Consider the following 20,208-nt stretch of genomic DNA (forward strand, 5'->3'; position numbering starts at 1 on the left):
CCCGGCCTGGAAAATCGTAGGCCCGGTAAGGCGCAGCCGCCACTGGGCTTTTTTTTACCTCTGGCGCAATAACCGCAGCGCGTTGGCCGTCACCAGCACCGTCGCCCCGGTATCCGCCAGCACTGCCAGCCATAATCCCGTCATGCCCAGCAGGGTGGTCACCAGAAAAATTCCCTTCAACCCCAGCGCGATAGTAATATTCTGCCGGATATTGGCGCGGGTGGCGCGCGCGAGGCTGATCATCTGCGCCAGCCCGCTCAGGCGGTTGTGGGTGAGGGCCGCGTCGGCGGTCTCCAGCGCCACATCGGTGCCACTGCCCATTGCAATGCCAAGGGTTGCCGCCTTCATTGCCGGGGCGTCGTTAATACCGTCTCCTACCATCGCCAGCGGCGCGGTGTCATTCAGCGCCGTCACCGCCTGCACTTTATCGGCGGGCAGCAGCCCCGCCCGGAAATCCAGCCCCAGTTCGCCGGCAATGGCCGCGGCGGCGCGCGGGTTATCCCCGGTGAGAATCACACCTTTGATCCCCAGTTGATGCAGGGCCTGCACGGCCTCTTTCGCATCATCCCGTAGGGTGTCGCGCAGCGTAATAAGTCCCTTGGCCACGCCCTCCTGAACCACCGTCACCACCGTCTGTCCGGCCTGCTCCAGGGTAGTGGTTTGCACCGCCAGGTGCGGGGCAGGGAATTTATCCGCGGCGCAAATCAGCACTTTACTGCCCGCGACCTCGGCTTCAATCCCGGAGCCCATTAGCGCCCGCTGCGCGGTCGCCGCCGCAATCGTCAGCCCGCGGGCTTTTGCTTCACGCACAATCGCCTGCGCCAGCGGGTGGGTGGAACCCTGCTCTACCGCCGCCGCCAGCGCCAGCAGGTCGTTTTCGCCGCTGTCGAGCGGATAAATGCCCGTCACCTGAGGTTTGCCGACCGTCAGGGTACCGGTTTTATCGAAGGCCACCCGCTGCACCTGCGCCAGCTGCTCCAGCGCCGCGCCGCCCTTAATCAACGCGCCACGTCGCGCTGCGGCTGCCAGCCCGGAGGTGATCGCCGCTGGCGTCGAGATCACCAGCGCACATGGACAGCCAATCAGCAGCAGGGTCAGCCCCTTGTAGATCCAGCCCTCCCAGGGCGCGCTGAACAGCAGCGGCGGCACTACGGCAACCAGCAGGGCGATGAGCATAATCACCGGGGTATAGAGGCGGCTGAAGCGGTCGATGAAGCGCTCCACCGGGGCGCGGCGCGCTTCCGCCTCTTCAATCAGCTTCAGGATGCGGTCGATGGCGCTCTCGCCCGGCTCCGACAAGACCGTCAGCTCGACCAGACGATCGACGCTGGTGGCTCCCGCTAGCACCTTTTCACCCGCGGTGCGCTCGACCGGGATGGACTCGCCGGTGAGGGCGCTTTCATCAAAGCTGGCGGCGGCGGTAAGCAGCGTCCCGTCGGCGGGCAGGCGTCCACCAGCGGCGACTTCGATCACATCCCCCGGGCGCAGCCCGGCAATGGGCACCGTTTTGCGCTCGCCGTTGATTATCTGCGTGGCGGTTTCCGGTTTCAGCGCCATCAGCGCGCTCACCCCTTTGCGCGCCCGGCTCGCCGCCCAGCCCTCCAGCCGTTCGCCGGTTAAAAACAGCAGCAGCACCATCGCCGCTTCCGCCGTGGCACCGATAAACAGCGCCCCGATGGCGGCGACGCTCATCAGCGTCTCAATGGCGAACCAACTGCCGCTCTTCATCAGACGCAGCGCCTGACGGGCCACCGGCCAGAGCCCGACCAGCGTGGTGGCGATAAAGGCGATATTGCCCAGGGGAGGGTTAACCTGCGCCAGACCCCAGCTCAGGGCCATCAACACTATCAGCGTGAGGAGCGGGAGGTTATCGCGCAGCATGGAGGATTTTTCGACCGGCGCGTTTTCATTGCGCAGCGTGTAGCCTGCCTTCACTACCGCGGCCTCGACCTGGCCGCTGACGTTGCTTGCGGCATCAACCAGCAGCTTTTGCGTGGCAAACAGCACCTGGACATGGTTCACCCCCGCCACCTGGCGAACGGCGTTTTCCACTTTGCGCGCGCAGGCGGCGCAGTCCATGCCATTGACCACCCAGCTGTAACGCTCGCCCTCGGCAGGCAGCACGGTTTCGGCCTGCGGTGGAGTGTGATCCACGCTACAACAGGCCTCTTTAGCAGGAAGGGGGGCGAGTTTAAGCGCCGCGAACTGCGGCACTTTTTTCGGTGTTTCTGGAGTCGACATGGCACTCTCCGGCAATGATAATTTTCTCATTAACCGCAGCATACACTCTGGAGTCGACTCCAGAGTCAAGCGTTAAATATAGAGCGAACGCACGATCAGGAAGTGCCCGGCAAAATAGCAGGCGGCGGCAATGGCATTATCGGCGCGGAAACGGCGACGGTAATGACTGCCCAGCCAGACAATATTGCTCAGCAGCAGGAGCGTGGCCCCCACAAAGGCCGACAGCGCCGGGGCCGTCGGACGGAAGAACCACAGCTCGCCCGCCAGCCACACCATCACCAGCGTCATGGCGATAAACGTACAGATTGGCCAGCGCATCTCCTCCAGACGCGTCCAGACCACCGCTATCAGCACCGCGCCAACGACCAGCAGCGCCAGCGGCAGCGGCCAGAAGAAGGAGAGCGTCATCTGGCTGGCGAAATAGATGGTGTAGAGCAGATGCGATAAGAAAAACGCCCCCACGGCATAGAGCAGGCGCTGGCGCGGCAGCAGGGTCAGGGCATCGCCCACCAGCGATGCGCAGAGCCCTGCGAGCACCAGATAGCTGATGGCGTTGAACATCGGCGCCTGCCAGGCCAGCAGCAGTAGCAGCAGGAGGGTGACGGGTTTAAACAGCCAGCGCTGCCAGGCAGGGCCGCGGTAGGACGCATCGACATACAGCCATGCGGAGAAACAGACAGCGATAAATGACCAAAGCATATTAAGTCCCTGTATCTGTTATTGTTGAATAAACAGTTTCACTTCAGTGTAGTGGTGCAGACGGGCCAATAGCAATGCACAGCGTGGCACGCTATCCTGATTTCAGCCTGGTCTTAAGGATTGTCTAATGAGCAAGATGCCGCTCTTTTTTATTATCGTTCTGGCAATTATCGTCGTTGCCGCGTCATTTCGCTTTGTGCAGCAGCGTCGGGAAAAGGCCGATAACGACGCCGCGCCGCTGCTGCAAAAGCGGGTGGTGGTGAGCAATAAACGGGAAAAAGCGCTAAACGATCGTCGATCGCGTCAGCAGCAGGTTACGCCTGCCGGCACCAGCATGCGCTATGAAGCGAGCTTTAAGCCGGAAAGCGGCGGTCTGGAGATGACCTTTCGCCTCGACGAGAAGCAGTACCATCAGCTGACGGTGGGGGATAAAGGAACGTTGCGTTACAAGGGGTCACGGTTTGAGGGGTTTGATCCGGCGCCGTAGTCAGCCAGCCCGCACGAAACGTAGGCCCGGTAAGCGCAGCGCCACCGGGCAGAAGGCCGCAGGTTACTTCTTCGCCTGCGCTTTAAATTTCTTCATCCACACCAGCAGCTCAAACACGCCGAAGATAAAGACGCGGGCCTGCTGCCAGCCGGTCATCTGCGGACCGTCTTTCGGTAAGCCGTTTTTTAGCATCACCATCTGCAGGGCATGCATAAACGAGGTAAAAATCAGCGCCACGTTAACAAAAATGTTCATCGGGCGTGGGAACGGGTGGACGAGGTTGAGGAGCAAAAATGCCCAGACCCCCAGCATCAGCAAACGACCCAGATTAATCAGTACCGGCATCAGTCTCTCCTTGTGATTGACGGTGATAAAGACGATAGGCGACCTGTCCGGCTACTTTCTCCCGGTGCAGATCCCAGTGGGCGGGCACCGGCGGTAAACCGTTTTCTACCTCGCTCTCGACGTAGATTAGCGCATCATCCGCCAGCCAGCCGTTGTTTTCCAGCAGCGACAGCGTCTCTTCCAGCAGCCCTTTGCGAAACGGCGGATCGACAAATACTACATCGTGCGGGGTGCCTGCCTGGGCCAGAAACGCGAGGGTGTTGGTGTTAACGACGCGGGCGTGCGCCGCTTTCAGCGTCACCAGGTTTTGCTGCAACTGCTGGGCGACGCTGCGATCCATCTCCAGCAGCGTGGCGCTGGCGGCGTAGCGTGAAAGGGCTTCAAGGCCGAGCGCGCCGCTTCCGGCGAAGCAGTCCAGGCAACGGGCATCTACCATTGAAGGTGCCAGCCAGTTAAACAGCGTCTCACGGACGCGGTCGGTGGTCGGGCGCAGGCCGGGGCTGTCCGGGACGGGAAGTTTACGGCCACGCCACTGACCACCGATAATGCGAATTTGGCCCGCGGCAGCACGGTTGGGTTTCTTCATATTGTTGCTCAGGTCACTCGTACGGCCTGCGTTTGCAGGCGGTGATGTGCGTTAAGTTAAGTGATAAACTATTTCATCATTTTTTTAGCTTCCATGTATATAGCGCCAGTAATTAACCGCGAGGGGTGTAGTCGCAGATGGCAAAAGAGAAAAAACGTGGCTTCTTTTCCTGGCTGGGATTTGGTCAAAAAGAGCAGGAAACCGAGCAGCAGAACGAAGAACAACAGAGCGCAGAACAGCCCGCAGCGGTTGAACAGCCGCAGCCTGAAACCCCTGTTGAAACCGTCGCTGACGTAGAAGCAGAAGCGCGCACCCACAGCCCGCAAGAGACTGAAGCCTTTGCTGAAGAGGTGGTTGAGGTCACAGAGCAGGTTCAGGAGCGTGAAAAACCGCAGCCGGTTGAACCGGAGCCTGTCGCCGTTGAGCCAGAACCTGTCGCGGTCGAGGAGATTGTCGAGCCGGTCGCGGAGGCGGTCCCGCCGCAGGCTGTCGAGCATGAAGAATTACCGCTGCCGGAAGAGATCGCTGAAGAGAGTAAAGAGGCGATCCCGGAAGAGTATTTGCCAGAAACCGAAGAAGAGACGATCAGCGACGAAGAGCTTGAAGCGCAGGCGCTGGCGGCTGAGGCGGCAGAAGAGGCGGTGATGGTTGTCCCGGTCGCCGACGAGAACGAGCCGGTTGAAGAGATTGTTCAGGAGCAGGAAAAGCCGACCAAAGAAGGTTTCTTTGCGCGCCTGAAACGCAGCCTGATCAAAACCAAAGAGAACCTCGGTTCCGGATTTATCAGTCTGTTCCGCGGCAAGAAAATCGATGATGATCTCTTTGAAGAGCTGGAAGAACAGCTCCTGATTGCCGATGTTGGCGTGGAAACCACCCGCAAAATCATCAGCAGCCTGACGGAGAGCGCCAGCCGTAAACAGCTGCGCGATGCCGAAGCGCTCTACGGCCTGCTGAAAGAAGAGATGGGTGAAATCCTCGCAAAAGTTGACGAACCGCTTAATATTGAAGGCAAAATGCCTTTTGTTATTCTGATGGTGGGCGTTAACGGCGTGGGTAAAACCACCACTATCGGCAAGCTGGCGCGTCAGTTTGAACAGCAAGGTAAATCGGTGATGCTGGCCGCGGGGGATACCTTCCGTGCCGCCGCCGTTGAGCAGCTGCAGGTGTGGGGCCAGCGCAACAATATTCCGGTGATTGCCCAGCACACCGGCGCAGACTCCGCATCGGTAATTTTCGATGCGATTCAGGCGGCGAAAGCGCGCAATGTTGATGTCCTGATTGCCGATACCGCAGGGCGTCTGCAGAATAAATCGCACCTGATGGAAGAGCTGAAGAAGATCGTCCGCGTGATGAAAAAGCTGGACGAAGATGCACCGCATGAAATTATGCTGACTATTGATGCCAGCACCGGACAGAACGCCATCAGCCAGGCGAAGCTGTTCCATGAAGCGGTAGGGCTGACCGGGATCACGCTGACCAAGCTGGATGGCACCGCGAAAGGCGGGGTGATCTTCTCGGTAGCGGATCAGTTTGGTATTCCTATCCGCTACATCGGTGTTGGCGAACGTATCGAAGATTTACGTCCGTTTAAATCGGGCGACTTTATTGAGGCACTTTTTGCCCGAGAGGATTAACAATGATTCGCTTTGAACACGTCAGCAAGGCCTATCTTGGTGGGAGACAAGCGCTGCAGGGAGTGACATTCCACCTGCAGCCGGGCGAGATGGCATTTCTGACCGGCCACTCCGGCGCGGGGAAAAGTACCCTGCTCAAGCTTATCTGTGGGATCGAACGGCCAAGCGCCGGGAAAATCTGGTTCAGCGGCCACGACATCAGCCGCCTGAAAAACCGCGAAGTGCCGTTTCTGCGTCGGCAGATCGGCATGATTTTCCAGGATCACCATCTGCTGATGGACCGCACGGTCTTCGACAACGTGGCGATCCCGCTGATTATCGCGGGCGCCAGCGGGGATGATATTCGTCGTCGCGTATCGGCGGCGCTGGATAAGGTCGGGCTGCTGGACAAAGCGAAGAACTTCCCTATCCAGCTTTCCGGCGGTGAACAGCAGCGCGTGGGCATTGCCCGCGCGGTGGTGAATAAACCGGCGGTGCTGCTGGCGGATGAACCGACCGGTAACCTGGACGACGCCCTTTCCGAAGGGATCCTGCGTCTGTTTGAGGAGTTTAACCGCGTGGGGGTGACAGTACTGATGGCGACGCACGACATGGGGCTGATTGCTCGTCGTTCGTACCGCATGCTGACGCTCAGCGACGGTCATTTGCACGGAGGCCTCGGTGAATAAGCGTGACGCAATGAACCAGATGCGGCAGTTTGGCAGCAAACTTGACCGTTTTCGTAAATCGGCAGGCGGCCCGGGAGAGGGCAACCGCAATGCGCCGAAGCGCAGCAAATCCGCGCCAAGACCCAACTCGCGCAAAACCAACGTGTTTAACGAGCAGGTGCGTTACGCCTTCCAGGGCGCGCTGCAGGATCTGAAAAGCAAACCGTTCGCCACCTTCCTGACGGTCATGGTGATCGCCATCTCCCTGACCCTGCCCAGCGTCTGCTACATGGTCTATAAAAACGTTAATCAGGCGGCGTCGCAGTACTATCCTTCTCCGCAGATCACCGTTTATCTCGATAAATCCCTCGACGATAACGCCGCTGCCCAGGTTGTGGGTCAGCTACAGGCCGAGCAGGGGGTTGAGAAGGTGAACTACCTGTCGCGGGAAGACGCGCTGGGCGAGTTCCGTAACTGGTCCGGGTTTGGCGGCGCGCTGGATATGCTGGAAGAGAACCCTCTGCCTGCGGTGGCGGTGGTGATCCCAAAACTCGATTTCCAGGGCACCGAGTCGCTAAACACCCTGCGCGATCGCGTCTCCCGTATTCACGGCATTGATGAGGTGCGGATGGACGACAGCTGGTTCGCCCGTCTGACGGCGCTGACGGGCCTTGTGGGGCGCGTTGCGGCGATGATCGGCGTGCTGATGGTAGCGGCGGTGTTCCTCGTTATCGGCAACAGCGTGCGCCTGAGCATCTTTGCCCGTCGCGACACCATTAACGTACAGAAGCTGATCGGCGCCACCGATGGCTTCATCCTGCGTCCGTTCCTGTATGGCGGCGCACTGCTCGGTTTTGCCGGTGCATTTCTTTCACTGATTTTGTCAGAAATTTTGGTGATGCGACTTTCCGCCGCGGTAACCGAAGTGGCGCAGGTTTTTGGAACTAAGTTTAATATCAGCGGTTTATCCTTTGACGAGTGCCTCTTATTGCTGCTGGTTTGCTCGATGATCGGCTGGATAGCGGCCTGGTTAGCAACCGTGCAACATTTACGTCACTTTACCCCTGACTAAAAAATCTCTGGTATAATCTTTCCCTGCATTGAGAATCACCGTGCAGGGAAAGAGCCTTTCGTTGACTCTGACCCGCATCATCATCTTCACGTCACATTTTGTGCGTAATTTATTCACAGTTTCACTCGGAACTTGTGGATAAAATCACTGTCTGATAAAAGAGTGAGTGATATTCTCGTTGCTCATTAATTCTGGCATGTTCGTTGCCTGATGGGGACTAACCGCCGCCAGAAAAATTGATTGAGAGGAATGAATGACCAAAGAAATGCAAACTTTAGCTTTAGCCCCTGTTGGTAACCTGGAATCTTACATCCGGGCCGCTAACACCTGGCCGATGTTGACGGCCGAGGAAGAAAAGGAGCTTGCTGAAAAGCTGCATTACCAGGGCGATCTGGAAGCAGCTAAGACGCTGATCCTGTCTCACCTGCGCTTTGTTGTTCACGTTGCTCGTAATTACGCGGGCTACGGCCTGCCGCAGGCAGACCTGATCCAGGAAGGTAACATTGGCCTGATGAAGGCGGTGCGTCGCTTCAACCCGGAAGTGGGTGTGCGTCTGGTCTCCTTTGCTGTGCACTGGATCAAAGCGGAAATCCACGAATACGTGCTGCGTAACTGGCGTATCGTGAAGGTCGCCACCACCAAAGCACAGCGTAAACTGTTCTTTAACCTGCGTAAAACCAAGCAGCGTCTGGGCTGGTTCAACCAGGACGAAGTGGAAATGGTTGCCCGCGAGCTGGGCGTCTCCAGCAAAGACGTGCGTGAGATGGAATCGCGGATGGCCGCGCAGGACATGACCTTTGATATGTCCTCTGACGACGATGCCTCCGACAGCCAGCCGATGGCCCCGGTCCTCTATCTGCAGGATAAGTCATCTAACTTTGCCGACGGCATTGAAGATGATAACTGGGAAGAGCAGGCCGCCAACAAGCTGACCTATGCAATGGAAGGCCTTGACGAGCGTAGCCAGGATATCATCCGTGCCCGCTGGCTGGACGAAGACAACAAGTCCACCCTGCAGGAGCTGGCCGACCGCTATGGTGTCTCCGCTGAACGTGTGCGTCAGCTGGAAAAGAACGCCATGAAAAAACTTCGCGCCGCTATCGAAGCGTAATCCTCGCGAAGTTCCCCGATAACCCTCGAATGCAAATTCGGGGGTTTTGTTTTTTTAGCGCCCGTACTGGCAAATACTCCCCTCCTGGCAAACAGTTACCTGATGCCGTGTGCTGACTCGTTAAAGCCTCGCTTACCTTATATACATTACAAAATAGCTATTCCAATTCGATAAAAATGGGGTATGTTTTAGCAGAGTATGCTGAAAAGGCGCGCACGGCAGACGCATAATTGAAATAAAGCGCCAAAAAACAACATCACAACAAACACAATAACCATCACAATGGGGATTCTCAGGATGAATATGAAGGGTAAAGCCTTACTGGCAGGATGTATCGCGTTGGCTTTCGGCACCGCTCAGGCTGATATCAAAGTGGCCGTTGTCGGCGCAATGTCCGGTCCGGTAGCCCAGTACGGCGACCAGGAATTCACTGGTGCAGAGCAGGCAGTTGCCGACATTAATGCCAAGGGCGGCATCAAAGGCGAAAAACTGCAGATCGTAAAATATGATGATGCCTGCGACCCGAAACAAGCGGTTGCGGTTGCCAACAAAGTGGTGAATGACGGCATCAAATACGTTATCGGCCACCTCTGCTCCTCTTCCACGCAGCCCGCGTCTGACATCTACGAAGACGAAGGCATTCTGATGATCACCCCAGCGGCTACCGCGCCGGAGCTGACCTCCCGTGGCTATAAGATGGTCATGCGTACCACCGGGCTGGACTCTGACCAGGGCCCAACCGCAGCGAAATATATCGTTGAGAAAGTGAAGCCGAAGCGTATCGCCATTGTCCATGACAAGCAGCAGTACGGTGAAGGCCTGGCGCGTTCCGTGCAGGACAACCTGAAAAAAGCGAACGCTAACGTGGTCTTCTTCGACGGTATCACTGCCGGTGAGAAAGATTTCTCTACTCTGGTGGCGCGCCTGAAGAAAGAGAACATCGATTTCGTTTACTACGGGGGTTATCACCCGGAGATGGGCCAGATCCTGCGTCAGTCTCGCGCTGCCGGTCTGAAAACGCAGTTCATGGGTCCGGAAGGGGTGGCGAACGTCTCCCTGTCTAACATCGCCGGTGAATCTGCTGAAGGCCTGCTGGTGACCAAGCCGAAGAACTACGACCAGGTTCCTGCCAACAAACCGATCGTAGACGCCATCAAGGCGAAGAAACAGGATCCAAGCGGTGCCTTCGTCTGGACCACCTACGCTGCGCTGCAAACCCTGCAGGCGGGCCTGAATCAGTCCGCTGAACCGGCTGACATCGCTACCTGGCTGAAAGCGAACTCCGTTGAAACCGTAATGGGGCCGCTCTCCTGGGATGAGAAAGGCGACCTGAAAGGCTTTGAATTCGGCGTGTTTGACTGGCATGCCAACGGTACGGCGACCGACGCCAAATAATCCTCAGGGCGAGCGATGAAACGCTCGCCCTTTTCTTATCTTCTCGAATTCTCTCCTCTGGCATCATCCCCGCCGCTTAGCGCTCGCTGCTATTCCCTCTTTCTAATCTCATAAAATGTGATCATATACCTTATTTTTTAAAACTATATAGTTTTAATATGTCGCTATTGCAGGCTGATGGATAACGTTTTATATATGGATAACTTTAAAAATTTATTTTGATATATACAGCTCGTTAATACAATGGGATGTATATAACTTGCAGCGCGACGGCAATGATTCCGACGACCGCTACGGCGTGCAACTGCGCTTTAAATATTTTTCTGTTAAAGCCTTATATTTGCCGCTTATTACGACAATAAATAATTGCTGAGGATAATAGACAATATCGCTTTGCCGATAGCGTTTGGCCCGCCTGCGCCCAAATGGCATTTATCCGCGAATAACTTATTGCCGCTCTGCACAAAAACAGGGGTTTTGCATAAAGGGAGAATACCTATGCCAGAAAATTACGAAGGAATGATTACGGGGCTGATTACCCATGCCGGCAGCTGCAACAGCCTGGCTTTCGCTGCGCTTCAGGGGGCGAAACGACAGGATCATGATCAGGTGCAGCGTCTGTTAGCCGGGGCGAAAAAGGTCCACCAGAACAGAGCGGAAGGCAGATCATGACGGTTTTAGATACGATAGCCGGTTTTTCGCAAAAACTGGCTGGCCAGGTGCATCTGCGCAGCCTGCGCGACAGCTTTATTATCGCTATCCCGTTTTTAGTGTTGGCCGGGCTTTTTATTATGGTCAACTACGTCTTTCTTGATACCAACGGCTTTATGCGCCACGTGCTCTCTGCCGACACCATGGTGCAGTGGCGGGGGATCGGCGAGCGGGCGCTGAACGGCACCATGAACATTTTGTCCATTATGCTGGCGGTGCTGGTGGCCTATTCGCTGGCCAGCAAGCGTAAGTTCGAAAGCCCGATCATTGCCGCGATGGTTTCGCTGGCCTGCTTTTTTGTGCTGATGCCGGTCACCGCCTCCGTTACCGCTGCCACCGGCGAGACGGTGAGTGTGACGGGCGTGGTGCCCTACGCGCAGACCAACGCGGGTGGAGTATTTCTGGCGATTCTGTGCGCCTTTCTCTCTACCAGCATTTTTCTGAAGATCTCCGGCTCTCCGGCGCTGCGGATCTCGCTGGGAGAGGAGGTGCCTCCTATGGTGCAGCAGTCGTTTAACGCCCTGTCTGCCATCATGATCACCGTGGCTTTCTTCTCCGTCGCCACCTTTGCCATTACCAGCCTGACGCATACCGAGCTGTTTGCGCTGATCCAGACCCTGGTGCAAAAGCCGCTGGTCCATCTGACCACCAGCCTGCCGGGCTTTATTACCTTAACCACCCTGACGAACTTGCTGTTTTCGCTGGGTATTCATCCCTCAGGTATTATCAACCCGGTACTAGAGCCGCCGCTGCTGGTCGCCATGCAGGAGAACATGGCCGCCTTCGCCGCTGGCCTGCCGCCGCCGCACATTATTGTGCTGCCGTTTCGCGACCTGTATGGTCACATGGGCGGAACGGGTTCAACGCTGGCGCTGTTGCTGGCGATCCTGCTGCGCAGCCGCATGAGCAGCCATAAAAAGTTCGCCAGAACGGTGATTGCTCCTGGGGTGTTTAATATCAACGAGCCGGTGATTTTTGGCCTGCCGGTGATCCTCAACCCGCTGATGATGATCCCGTTTATTTTCTACCCGCAGATAAACTTTATCATCGCCTATTACGCCACCGCCTGGGGCTGGGTATCGCATATTGTCGCCTACGTGCCCTGGTCGGTACCGCCTTTGCTCTCCGGCTGGCTGGGATCGGGGGGCGATCTGCGCAACGTGGTGCTGCAAATTATCCTGATTGGGGTTGGGGTCGTGATTTACCTTCCCTTCCTGCTGGCCTATGAGCGCTCAATCAGCGCGAAAAAAGCGCAGCAGGTCATCGAGACCATCGCCACGACGCCGCCAACAGATCCTCAGCCAGAACCGGCAATCGCGCAGCCGCTGCGCGAGGGCGAGGCCCACCCGCTGGACAATAAAACCATCGTGCTGGTGTGTAACGAGGGCATGTCCACCTCGCTGGTGGCAAAAAAGATGCGGCAATATGCAGAGAGCATCCACTGTACCGCGTCGATTAGCGCCACCCATATCGGCAACCTCGAAGAAACCGTGCAAAAAGCTGACCTGATACTCCTCTCGCCGCAGCTTACCTATATGGAAAGCAACGTTCGGGAAACGGCAGGAGATAGCTGCCTCGTGGCGCGGGTTAACCCGCAGCATTTTTCAAATATGGATGGTCAGGCGCTCATTGAGCATGCCGTCACGTTGTTAAAATAAGGAAGTTATATGATTAATTGCGCATTTATTGGCTTTGGTAAAAGTGCTACCCGCTACCATTTGCCCTACGTCCTGATCCGCAACGATAAATATCGTGTGAAAACGATTTACGATATTGTCGCTAAGCCGGAGATTGAGTCCCGGCCGCAATACCGCGGAATTACTTTTACCCGTGACGTTAACGAGATCCTTACGGATGACACCATCCGCCTGGTGGTTATCTGCACCCACCCGGACAGCCACTATTCCTGGGCAAAGGCCTGTATCGAGCACGGCAAAAACGTCATGGTCGAGAAGCCGTTCACCACCACGCTGGACGAGGCGAAGACGCTGCTGGCGCTGGCGAAGCAGCACGGCGTCACCGTCACGCCGTTTCAGAACCGCCGCTTCGACTCCTGTTTCCTGACCGTGCAGCAGGTAATTAAGAGCGGCCTGCTCGGGGATATCGTGGAAATTGAGAGCCACTTCGACTATTTCCGCCCCGAGGCGCAGCCGCAGGTTAACCACCCCTTCAACGGCGCATTTTATGGCCTTGGGATCCACACCCTTGACCAGATGCTGGCGCTGTTTGGCCGGCCGCGCCAGGTAGCCTATGACATCCGTAGCCTGCGGCTGAAGCAAAATCCCGACGATACCTTTGAAGCCCAGCTCTATTACGACGACCTGAAGGCGATCATTAAAACCAGCCATCTGGTGATGACGCCCTATCCGCGATTTATCGTTCACGGCACCCGCGGCTCCTTTATTCAGATGCAGATCGACCAGCAGGAGAGTTACCTGAAAGAGAATATCATGCCGGACCACCCGACATTTTGTGCCAATAACCAGCCGGGCATTATTGAATATCTGAATGAGGAGCAGCAGACGGTTAAGCGCGAGGTGCCTGCGGTGCGCGGCGATTATGGCCGGGTGTATGACGCGCTCTACGACACCATAATGAACGGTGCCGCCAATTACGTCAGCGAGCAGGATATGTTGACCAACCTGGAAATACTTGAGGGCGGTTTTAGTCGCGCCACGCCTTTCGTTATCGATTTGGATTAATACTATGAAACGGATATTAAATTGTCGGGCATCCGATTTTCAGCGTCAGTCTGAAGCAGAAGAGTTAGTGGCGGCTATTCGTGCCTCTGAGGGGCGGGTCGTGCTCGCCGAAGTGGCGGCGGAAACCCCGCCACTCTACCCGGACGTCACCAATGCCGAGCTGGTGGTGGCGTTTGGTGCCGATATGGTTCTGCTCAAGGGATACAATACCGCCACCCATGTGGTTGCCGGAGCGCCCGTGGCGGGGGGAATTGAGCAGGTCAAAGCCCTTACCGGCAGGCTGGTGGGCGTCAGCCTTGAGGTGACGCCCGAAAACGACGCCGATAACCCGCGCAGCCTGTCGCGGCACGCGCTTGAACAGGTGCAGGGTGCGGATTTCCTCTGCCTGACCGGCTACGATAAGCCGGGGGTGGATCGGCACAGCATGCTTCAGGCGATAAGCCTTGCGAAGGCGCACTTTCCTGGCTTTATCATGGTGGCAAAGTTCAGCGCCCGGGGGCTGATGGCGGCGGCGGAATATGCGGAGTACGCGGCGGCGGGCGCCAACGCGGTAGTGATCCCCGCACCAGGAACCTGTCAGGGGAGCCGTGAGGGGGAGGTGAGCGCGATCGTTGATGCCGTACGCCTGGCGGGTGCGCTGGCTATCACCACCATCAGTACCAGTCAGGAGGGGGCAGACGGCGCAACGGTGAGCCAGATTGGTCTTGCCAGCAAGCGCTGCGGCAGCGACATCCATAGCTTTGGGGATGCTGGCTGCGCGGGAATAGCCGACCCGGAAGCGATTTACCGCCTGTCGATTGCCGTAAGAGGAAAGAGGCACACCTGGGTTCGAATGGCCTCATCTATAAGGCGTTGAGATTTCTATCTGCCTGTATTTATAGTATAACAGGCCTATGTTTATAGGTCTGTATTGTGGTCAGAATGCCGAAGTATCTTGCAATATATAAAGAGATTAAAAAAAGAATACTTTCTGGCTATTACGCACAGAATAGCCAGCTGCCGGAAGGAAAGAAATTCGCGCTGCTTTTTGATTGCAGCGAACTGACTATTACCAAGGCGCTGGATATTCTGGTTAAAGAGGGGCTGGTCGTCAGAAAAAGAGGTCTCGGCTCTTTTGTTAAATTACCGTTTAATACCTCGTCAATTAATAGCCATCTGAAGGGCACGAAAGCGCGCTGTGATGAATCAGGCGAGACAATAACAACGCGGGTAATTGCTTTTTCCGCCATTCCCGCCCCGGCCGACGTGCAGGAAAAGCTCCAGCTTGGCGGCGATGAGATGGTCTATTCGATCCTTCGCGTCAGGGTTATTAACGACGTGCCGGCCATTATCGAAAAAACCTTTATGCCGGTGAACGTTATTCCAGGCCTCAACTATGCCAACGTGGCGGACTCCATATATAGCTATATTACCGACGCGCTGGGCTATCAGATCCACAGCAGCCATATGATGATCACCGCCTCCATAGCTGATGAGCAGCAAAGCCAGCTATTGCAGCTGGCAGAGCCGGAGGTGGTTATTCACGTTGAGCAGACCGCCTATTTAGATAACGGTAAGCTGTTTGAATACTCGGTCGCCACTCACCGCTATAACCGGTTTAAATTCGCCACCGAGTTTATTAAATACAATTAAGGCCGGGTTTATTCCTGCCCGTGATGGACCCATCCATCCTGCTGCGCCACGAACCCCAGCGCCTGCATAAAGGCCGCCATCACGCCGCGGTCTTCGACGCCCACGTCCGCCATCCACCACGAGGCTACGCTCGGGTTATCGCGCACCACCTCTTCAACCAGATATTGCCCTACGCCGCGACGACGCGTGACTTCACGCACGCGCAGGGAGTCCAGCGCGCCTTCCGTCCCGCTCAGCGTGACGCGCACCGCGCCTAACAGCCGCTCGTTAAAGCGCGCAGCATAAATTCGATGGGTATCATCAACGGTGAGGGAGGCGGGGGAGTATTCCGGCCAGATTTTGCCAAGATCGATAAGATCCTGGTCGCTAAAGGTCACCAGACGAACGATAGTCAGTTTCATTAGCAGCTTATCCACGTAAAAAAAGTACAGGCAGTGTACTCAATTTATCCTGCTGGCGGCTTCTCCTTTTTCAATCCATTCTCCAGGTGATTACTTTTTTAGCAGCCAAATGTGCAGCCAGAAAACGCAGGGATCGAAAAATAAGCAGAATATTAACCTAAAAGGCAGCGTTTTATTCCGCTCTTTGTACCGTTATTTTATGCTGCAATTTGTACTTTTAGTTGTTTATCTCTGCCTGATTTCAGAATATTATCTTTGCTTAATCACCTGAAATATAGAGATTTTACTCTGATTTTTGTGAAAAAACTGTGCTAAACCATTAAAGGCAATAGCAAAAGTTGCGTTGTTTAATAAAAGTACAGAATGCTTTTTAACCATAATAAAACAAAATATATACATCACGTCACGAATGGGGATTCACCAATGAAAAGGAACGCGAAGACATTGATCGCGGGAATGGTTGCACTGGCAGTTTCGCAGGCGGCCATGGCGGAGGATATTAAAGTTGCTGTGGTAGGTGCGTTGTCCGGTCCGGTTGCCCAGTGGGGTGATATGGAGTTCAACGGCGCGCGCCAGGCAATTAAAGACATCAACGCCAAAGGCGGCATAAAAGGCGACAAACTGGTCGGTGTGGAATATGACGATGCCTGCGACCCGAAACAGGCCGTGGCCGTTGCCAACAAAATTGTGAACGATGGCATTCAGTATGTGATTGGCCATCTCTGCTCTTCCTCCACCCAGCCTGCCTCCGATATCTACGAGGATGAAGGCATTCTGATGATCACGCCGGGCGCCACTAACCCTGAGCTGACCCAGCGCGGCTATCAGTACATCATGCGTACCGCAGGGCTCGACTCTTCACAGGGGCCGACTGCGGCGAAGTACATTCTCGAGAGCGTGAAGCCGCAGCGTATTGCCATCATTCATGATAAGCAGCAGTACGGCGAAGGGCTGGCCCGCTCTGTACAGGATGGCCTGAAAAAAGGCGGCGCCAATGTGGTCTTCTTCGACGGCATCACCGCAGGCGAAAAAGACTTCTCCGCACTGCTGGCGCGTCTGCAAAAAGAGAACATCGATTTCGTCTACTACGGCGGCTACTACCCGGAAATGGGGCAGATGCTGCGCCAGGCGCGCGCTATCGGCCTGAAAACCCAGTTTATGGGGCCGGAAGGGGTAGGTAACGCCTCCCTGTCGAACATTGCAGGCGATGCGGGCGAAGGCATGCTGGTGACGATGCCAAAACGCTATGACCAGGATCCGGCGAACAGCGCTATCGTTAACGCCCTGAAAGCCGAGAAGAAAGATGCGAGTGGTCCGTACGTCTGGATCACCTATGCCGCCGTACAGTCTCTGGCTACCGCCATGGATCGTACCGGCAGCAAAGCGCCGCAGGATCTGATTAAAGATTTAAAAGCACACGGGGCTAACACCGTGATTGGGCCGCTGAACTGGGATGAGAAAGGCGATCTGAAGGGATTTGAGTTTGGTGTCTTTAAGTGGCACGCCGACGGTTCATCCTCGGCCGCCAAATAATTATCCCACCGCCCGGCAGGACCGGGCGGGAATAGAAAGGTTACCTTATGTCCGAGCAGTTTCTCTATTTTCTGCAGCAGATGTTTAACGGCGTCACGCTGGGAAGCACCTATGCACTGATCGCCATCGGTTACACGATGGTGTACGGCATTATCGGCATGATCAACTTCGCCCACGGCGAGGTCTATATGATCGGCAGCTATGTCTCCTTTATGATTATCGCCGCGCTGATGATGATGGGCATCGACAGTAGCTGGCTGCTGGTGGCCGCCGGATTTGTCGGGGCGATTGTCATTGCCAGCGCCTACGGCTGGAGTATCGAACGGGTGGCCTACCGCCCGGTGCGTAGCTCCAAGCGTCTGATTGCGCTGATCTCCGCGATTGGTATGTCCATCTTCCTGCAAAACTACGTTAGCCTCACCGAAGGGTCGCGCGACGTGGCGCTGCCAAGCCTGTTTAACGGCCAGTGGATTGTCGGTGCCAGCGAGAACTTCTCCGCCTCCATCACCACCATGCAGCTGGTGATTTGGGTTGTGACCTTTATTGCGATGCTGGCCCTGACGCTGTTTATCCGCTACTCCCGCATGGGTCGCGCCTGCCGCGCCTGTGCAGAAGATCTGAAAATGGCGAGCCTGCTCGGTATCAACACCGACCGCGTGATTGCCCTGACCTTCGTGATTGGTGCGGCGATGGCGGCGGTTGCCGGTGTTCTGCTCGGTCAGTTCTACGGCGTGATTAACCCGTACATCGGCTTTATGGCCGGGATGAAAGCCTTCACCGCGGCGGTACTGGGCGGTATCGGCAGTATTCCGGGCGCGATGATCGGCGGCCTGATTCTGGGCGTGGCCGAAGCGCTCTCCTCGGCCTATCTGAGTACCGAATATAAAGATGTGGTGTCGTTTGCCCTGCTGATTCTGGTTCTGCTGGTCATGCCTACCGGTATTCTGGGTCGTCCGGAGGTAGAGAAAGTATGAAACCGATGCATTTTGCTATGGCACTGCTCTCTGCGGCGATGTTCTTCGTGCTGGCGGCGGTCTTTATGGGCGTTCAGCTGGAGCTGAGCGGCACTAAGCTGGTGGTGGATTCCGCGTCGGATATCCGCTGGCAGTGGGTCTTTGTTGGCACCGCAGTGGTCTTCTTCTTCCAGCTGCTGCGTCCGGTTTTCCAGAAGACGTTGAAAAGCGTCTCCGGGCCGAAGTTCGTTCTGCCGGCTATCGACGGCTCAACCGTTAAACAGAAGCTGTTCCTCGTGGCGCTGCTGGTGGCGGCCGTGGCGTGGCCCTTCGTGGTTTCGCGTGGGACGGTGGATATCGCCACCCTGACCATGATTTACGTGATCCTCGGCCTCGGCCTGAACGTAGTGGTGGGGCTCTCTGGCCTGCTGGTATTGGGCTACGGCGGTTTCTATGCCATCGGCGCCTACACCTTCGCCCTGCTGAACCACTATTACGGTCTTGGCTTCTGGACCTGTCTGCCGCTGGCGGGGCTGGTCTCTGCTGCCGCCGGTTTCCTGCTCGGCTTCCCGGTGCTACGCCTGCGCGGTGACTATCTGGCGATTGTGACCTTAGGCTTCGGCGAAATCGTCCGTATCCTGCTGCTCAACAATACCGAAGTGACCGGCGGCCCGAACGGCATTAGCCAGATCCCGAAACCGACCTTCTTCGGCCTGGAGTTCAGCCGTTCCGCCCGTGAAGGCGGCTGGGACACCTTCAGCAACTTCTTCGGCGTGAAGTACGACCCGTCCGACCGCGTGATCTGGCTCTATCTGGTGGCGCTGCTGCTGGTGGTTCTCACCCTGTTCGTGATTAACCGCCTGCTGCGTATGCCGCTGGGGCGTGCATGGGAAGCGCTGCGTGAAGATGAGATCGCCTGCCGCTCCCTGGGCCTGAACCCGACCCGCATCAAGCTGACTGCCTTTACCATCAGCGCCGCGTTTGCCGGTTTTGCCGGAACGCTGTTTGCCGCGCGTCAGGGCTTCGTCAGCCCGGAGTCGTTCACCTTTGCGGAATCCGCCTTCGTGCTGGCGATTGTGGTGCTGGGTGGGATGGGCTCGCAGTTCGCGGTTATTCTTGCGGCGATCCTGCTGGTGGTCTCCCGTGAATTGATGCGCGACTTTAACGAATACAGCATGCTGATGCTGGGTGGTTTGATGGTGCTGATGATGATCTGGCGTCCGCAGGGTCTGCTGCCGATGACCCGTCCGCAGCTGAAGCTGAAGAACGGGCAGACAAAAGGAGAGCAGGCATGAGTCAGCCATTATTATCCGTTAACGGCCTGATGATGCGTTTTGGCGGCCTGCTGGCGGTCAACAATGTCTCTTTGGATCTGCATCAAAAAGAGATTGTGTCGCTGATCGGCCCGAACGGTGCCGGTAAGACCACGGTCTTTAACTGCCTGACCGGTTTCTACAAGCCGACGGGTGGCACTATCATGCTGCGCGACCAGCACCTGGAAGGGCTGCCGGGCCAGCAGATTGCCCGCATGGGCGTGGTGCGTACCTTCCAGCACGTGCGTCTGTTCCGCGAGATGACGGTAATTGAAAACCTGCTGGTAGCCCAGCATCAGCAGCTGAAAACCGGGCTCTTCTCCGGCCTGCTGAAAACCCCGGCGTTTCGCCGTGCCCAGGACGAAGCATTAGATCGCGCCGCCACCTGGCTCGATCGTATCGGCCTGCTTCAGCATGCCAACCGCCAGGCGAGCAACCTCGCTTACGGCGATCAGCGTCGTCTGGAGATTATCCGCTGCATGGTGACCCAGCCGGAGATCCTGATGCTCGACGAACCGGCGGCAGGGCTTAACCCGAAAGAGACCAAAGAGCTGGACGAACTGATTGTCGAGCTGCGTAACCATCACGACACCACCATCCTGCTGATTGAGCACGATATGAAGCTGGTGATGGGCATTTCGGATCGTATTTACGTGGTGAACCAGGGGACGCCGCTGGCGAACGGCACGCCGGAAGAGATCCGCAACAATCCGGACGTGATCCGCGCTTACCTGGGTGAGGCATAA

At 56.5% G+C, this 20,208-nt stretch carries 20 protein-coding genes; 15 read left to right on the top strand and 5 right to left on the bottom strand.

The genetic code is table 11. The annotated features are described in order from the left end of the window. Nucleotides 1-54: 54 nt before the first annotated feature. Complete coding sequence (zntA, locus tag ACT3IC_RS11055) at nucleotides 55-2,241, bottom strand: Zn(II)/Cd(II)/Pb(II) translocating P-type ATPase ZntA (RefSeq protein WP_473477438.1); 2,187 nt, start codon at nucleotides 2,239-2,241, stop codon at nucleotides 55-57. A gap of 72 nt (nucleotides 2,242-2,313) precedes the next feature. Next, nucleotides 2,314-2,940, bottom strand: coding sequence for a lysoplasmalogenase (locus tag ACT3IC_RS11060; RefSeq protein WP_103177368.1), 627 nt, complete (start codon nucleotides 2,938-2,940; stop codon nucleotides 2,314-2,316). A gap of 127 nt (nucleotides 2,941-3,067) precedes the next feature. Between ACT3IC_RS11060 and ACT3IC_RS11065 the strand changes: the two genes are divergently transcribed. Further along, nucleotides 3,068-3,427: a DUF2500 domain-containing protein gene (locus ACT3IC_RS11065; protein ID WP_103177367.1), complete on the top strand. Its 360-nt coding sequence runs from the start codon at nucleotides 3,068-3,070 to the stop codon at nucleotides 3,425-3,427. A gap of 63 nt (nucleotides 3,428-3,490) precedes the next feature. On the opposite strand, the gene ACT3IC_RS11070 is transcribed toward ACT3IC_RS11065, so the two are convergent. Together ACT3IC_RS11070 and rsmD are read right to left on the bottom strand one after the other, a co-directional pair. Further along, nucleotides 3,491-3,772: a DUF1145 family protein gene (locus ACT3IC_RS11070; protein WP_103177366.1), complete on the bottom strand. Its 282-nt coding sequence runs from the start codon at nucleotides 3,770-3,772 to the stop codon at nucleotides 3,491-3,493. Further along, on the bottom strand, nucleotides 3,756-4,358 hold the full coding sequence (gene rsmD, locus ACT3IC_RS11075; RefSeq protein ID WP_103177365.1) for a 16S rRNA (guanine(966)-N(2))-methyltransferase: 603 nt from the start codon (nucleotides 4,356-4,358) through the stop codon (nucleotides 3,756-3,758). The genes ACT3IC_RS11070 and rsmD overlap by 17 nt, the downstream gene beginning before the upstream one ends. Before the next feature lie 137 nt (nucleotides 4,359-4,495). Here rsmD and ftsY point away from each other — a divergent pair, with 137 nt between their 5' ends. The 10 genes from ftsY to ACT3IC_RS11125 all read left to right on the top strand — a co-directional run bounded on the left by ftsY (nucleotide 4,496) and on the right by ACT3IC_RS11125 (nucleotide 15,262). Further along, nucleotides 4,496-5,992, top strand: a complete 1,497-nt coding sequence (gene ftsY / locus ACT3IC_RS11080; protein ID WP_156655322.1) for a signal recognition particle-docking protein FtsY — start codon at nucleotides 4,496-4,498, stop codon at nucleotides 5,990-5,992. Nucleotides 5,993-5,994: 2 nt separating this feature from the next. Beyond that, entirely contained in the window at nucleotides 5,995-6,660 is a 666-nt protein-coding gene (ftsE, locus tag ACT3IC_RS11085; RefSeq protein ID WP_103177363.1) for a cell division ATP-binding protein FtsE, read from the top strand. Further along, entirely contained in the window at nucleotides 6,653-7,711 is a 1,059-nt protein-coding gene (gene ftsX, locus ACT3IC_RS11090; protein WP_103177362.1) for a permease-like cell division protein FtsX, read from the top strand. The genes ftsE and ftsX overlap by 8 nt, the downstream gene beginning before the upstream one ends. A gap of 253 nt (nucleotides 7,712-7,964) precedes the next feature. Then, the gene (gene rpoH, locus ACT3IC_RS11095; RefSeq protein WP_032614938.1) at nucleotides 7,965-8,822 is read left to right on the top strand and encodes an RNA polymerase sigma factor RpoH; all 858 of its coding nucleotides are present in this window, start codon (nucleotides 7,965-7,967) and stop codon (nucleotides 8,820-8,822) included. Nucleotides 8,823-9,119: 297 nt separating this feature from the next. After that, nucleotides 9,120-10,217 (top strand): branched-chain amino acid ABC transporter substrate-binding protein, encoded by a 1,098-nt coding sequence (locus ACT3IC_RS11100; RefSeq protein WP_103791337.1) that lies wholly within the window; start codon nucleotides 9,120-9,122, stop codon nucleotides 10,215-10,217. 498 nt (nucleotides 10,218-10,715) lie between these two features. Next, the gene (locus ACT3IC_RS11105) at nucleotides 10,716-10,889 is read left to right on the top strand and encodes a PTS lactose/cellobiose transporter subunit IIA (protein ID WP_139156308.1); all 174 of its coding nucleotides are present in this window, start codon (nucleotides 10,716-10,718) and stop codon (nucleotides 10,887-10,889) included. Continuing rightward, the gene (locus tag ACT3IC_RS11110) at nucleotides 10,886-12,586 is read left to right on the top strand and encodes a PTS transporter subunit EIIC (RefSeq protein ID WP_473477444.1); all 1,701 of its coding nucleotides are present in this window, start codon (nucleotides 10,886-10,888) and stop codon (nucleotides 12,584-12,586) included. The genes ACT3IC_RS11105 and ACT3IC_RS11110 overlap by 4 nt, the downstream gene beginning before the upstream one ends. Nucleotides 12,587-12,595: 9 nt before the next feature. Beyond that, the gene (locus ACT3IC_RS11115; RefSeq protein ID WP_103177359.1) at nucleotides 12,596-13,630 is read left to right on the top strand and encodes an oxidoreductase; all 1,035 of its coding nucleotides are present in this window, start codon (nucleotides 12,596-12,598) and stop codon (nucleotides 13,628-13,630) included. A gap of 4 nt (nucleotides 13,631-13,634) precedes the next feature. Beyond that, the gene (locus ACT3IC_RS11120; protein WP_473477447.1) at nucleotides 13,635-14,486 is read left to right on the top strand and encodes a DUF7916 family protein; all 852 of its coding nucleotides are present in this window, start codon (nucleotides 13,635-13,637) and stop codon (nucleotides 14,484-14,486) included. Nucleotides 14,487-14,551: 65 nt separating this feature from the next. Beyond that, a complete protein-coding gene (locus ACT3IC_RS11125) occupies nucleotides 14,552-15,262 on the top strand; it encodes a GntR family transcriptional regulator (RefSeq protein WP_103177357.1) in 711 nt (236 codons plus the stop codon). An 8-nt stretch (nucleotides 15,263-15,270) separates the two neighbouring features. Here ACT3IC_RS11125 and panM read toward each other — a convergent pair whose 3' ends face one another. Then, nucleotides 15,271-15,663 (bottom strand): aspartate 1-decarboxylase autocleavage activator PanM, encoded by a 393-nt coding sequence (gene panM / locus ACT3IC_RS11130; RefSeq protein ID WP_103177356.1) that lies wholly within the window; start codon nucleotides 15,661-15,663, stop codon nucleotides 15,271-15,273. A 423-nt stretch (nucleotides 15,664-16,086) separates the two neighbouring features. Here panM and livK point away from each other — a divergent pair, with 423 nt between their 5' ends. Genes livK through livG form a run of 4 tightly spaced genes read left to right on the top strand, consistent with a single transcriptional unit; the run spans nucleotide 16,087 to nucleotide 20,208 of the window. Next, nucleotides 16,087-17,196 (top strand): high-affinity branched-chain amino acid ABC transporter substrate-binding protein LivK, encoded by a 1,110-nt coding sequence (gene livK, locus ACT3IC_RS11135; RefSeq protein ID WP_103177355.1) that lies wholly within the window; start codon nucleotides 16,087-16,089, stop codon nucleotides 17,194-17,196. A 47-nt stretch (nucleotides 17,197-17,243) separates the two neighbouring features. Then, the gene (gene livH, locus ACT3IC_RS11140) at nucleotides 17,244-18,170 is read left to right on the top strand and encodes a high-affinity branched-chain amino acid ABC transporter permease LivH (RefSeq protein ID WP_013099131.1); all 927 of its coding nucleotides are present in this window, start codon (nucleotides 17,244-17,246) and stop codon (nucleotides 18,168-18,170) included. Further along, complete coding sequence (gene livM, locus ACT3IC_RS11145; protein ID WP_103177354.1) at nucleotides 18,167-19,444, top strand: branched chain amino acid ABC transporter permease LivM; 1,278 nt, start codon at nucleotides 18,167-18,169, stop codon at nucleotides 19,442-19,444. Before livH ends, livM begins: the two co-directional genes overlap by 4 nt. Beyond that, nucleotides 19,441-20,208 carry a high-affinity branched-chain amino acid ABC transporter ATP-binding protein LivG gene (gene livG / locus ACT3IC_RS11150; protein ID WP_039032512.1) on the top strand — a complete coding sequence of 256 codons (768 nt, stop codon included), beginning with the start codon at nucleotides 19,441-19,443 and terminating at the stop codon, nucleotides 20,206-20,208. The genes livM and livG overlap by 4 nt, the downstream gene beginning before the upstream one ends.

It is taken from the genome of Leclercia sp. GHBNCSD (assembly GCF_055805075.1).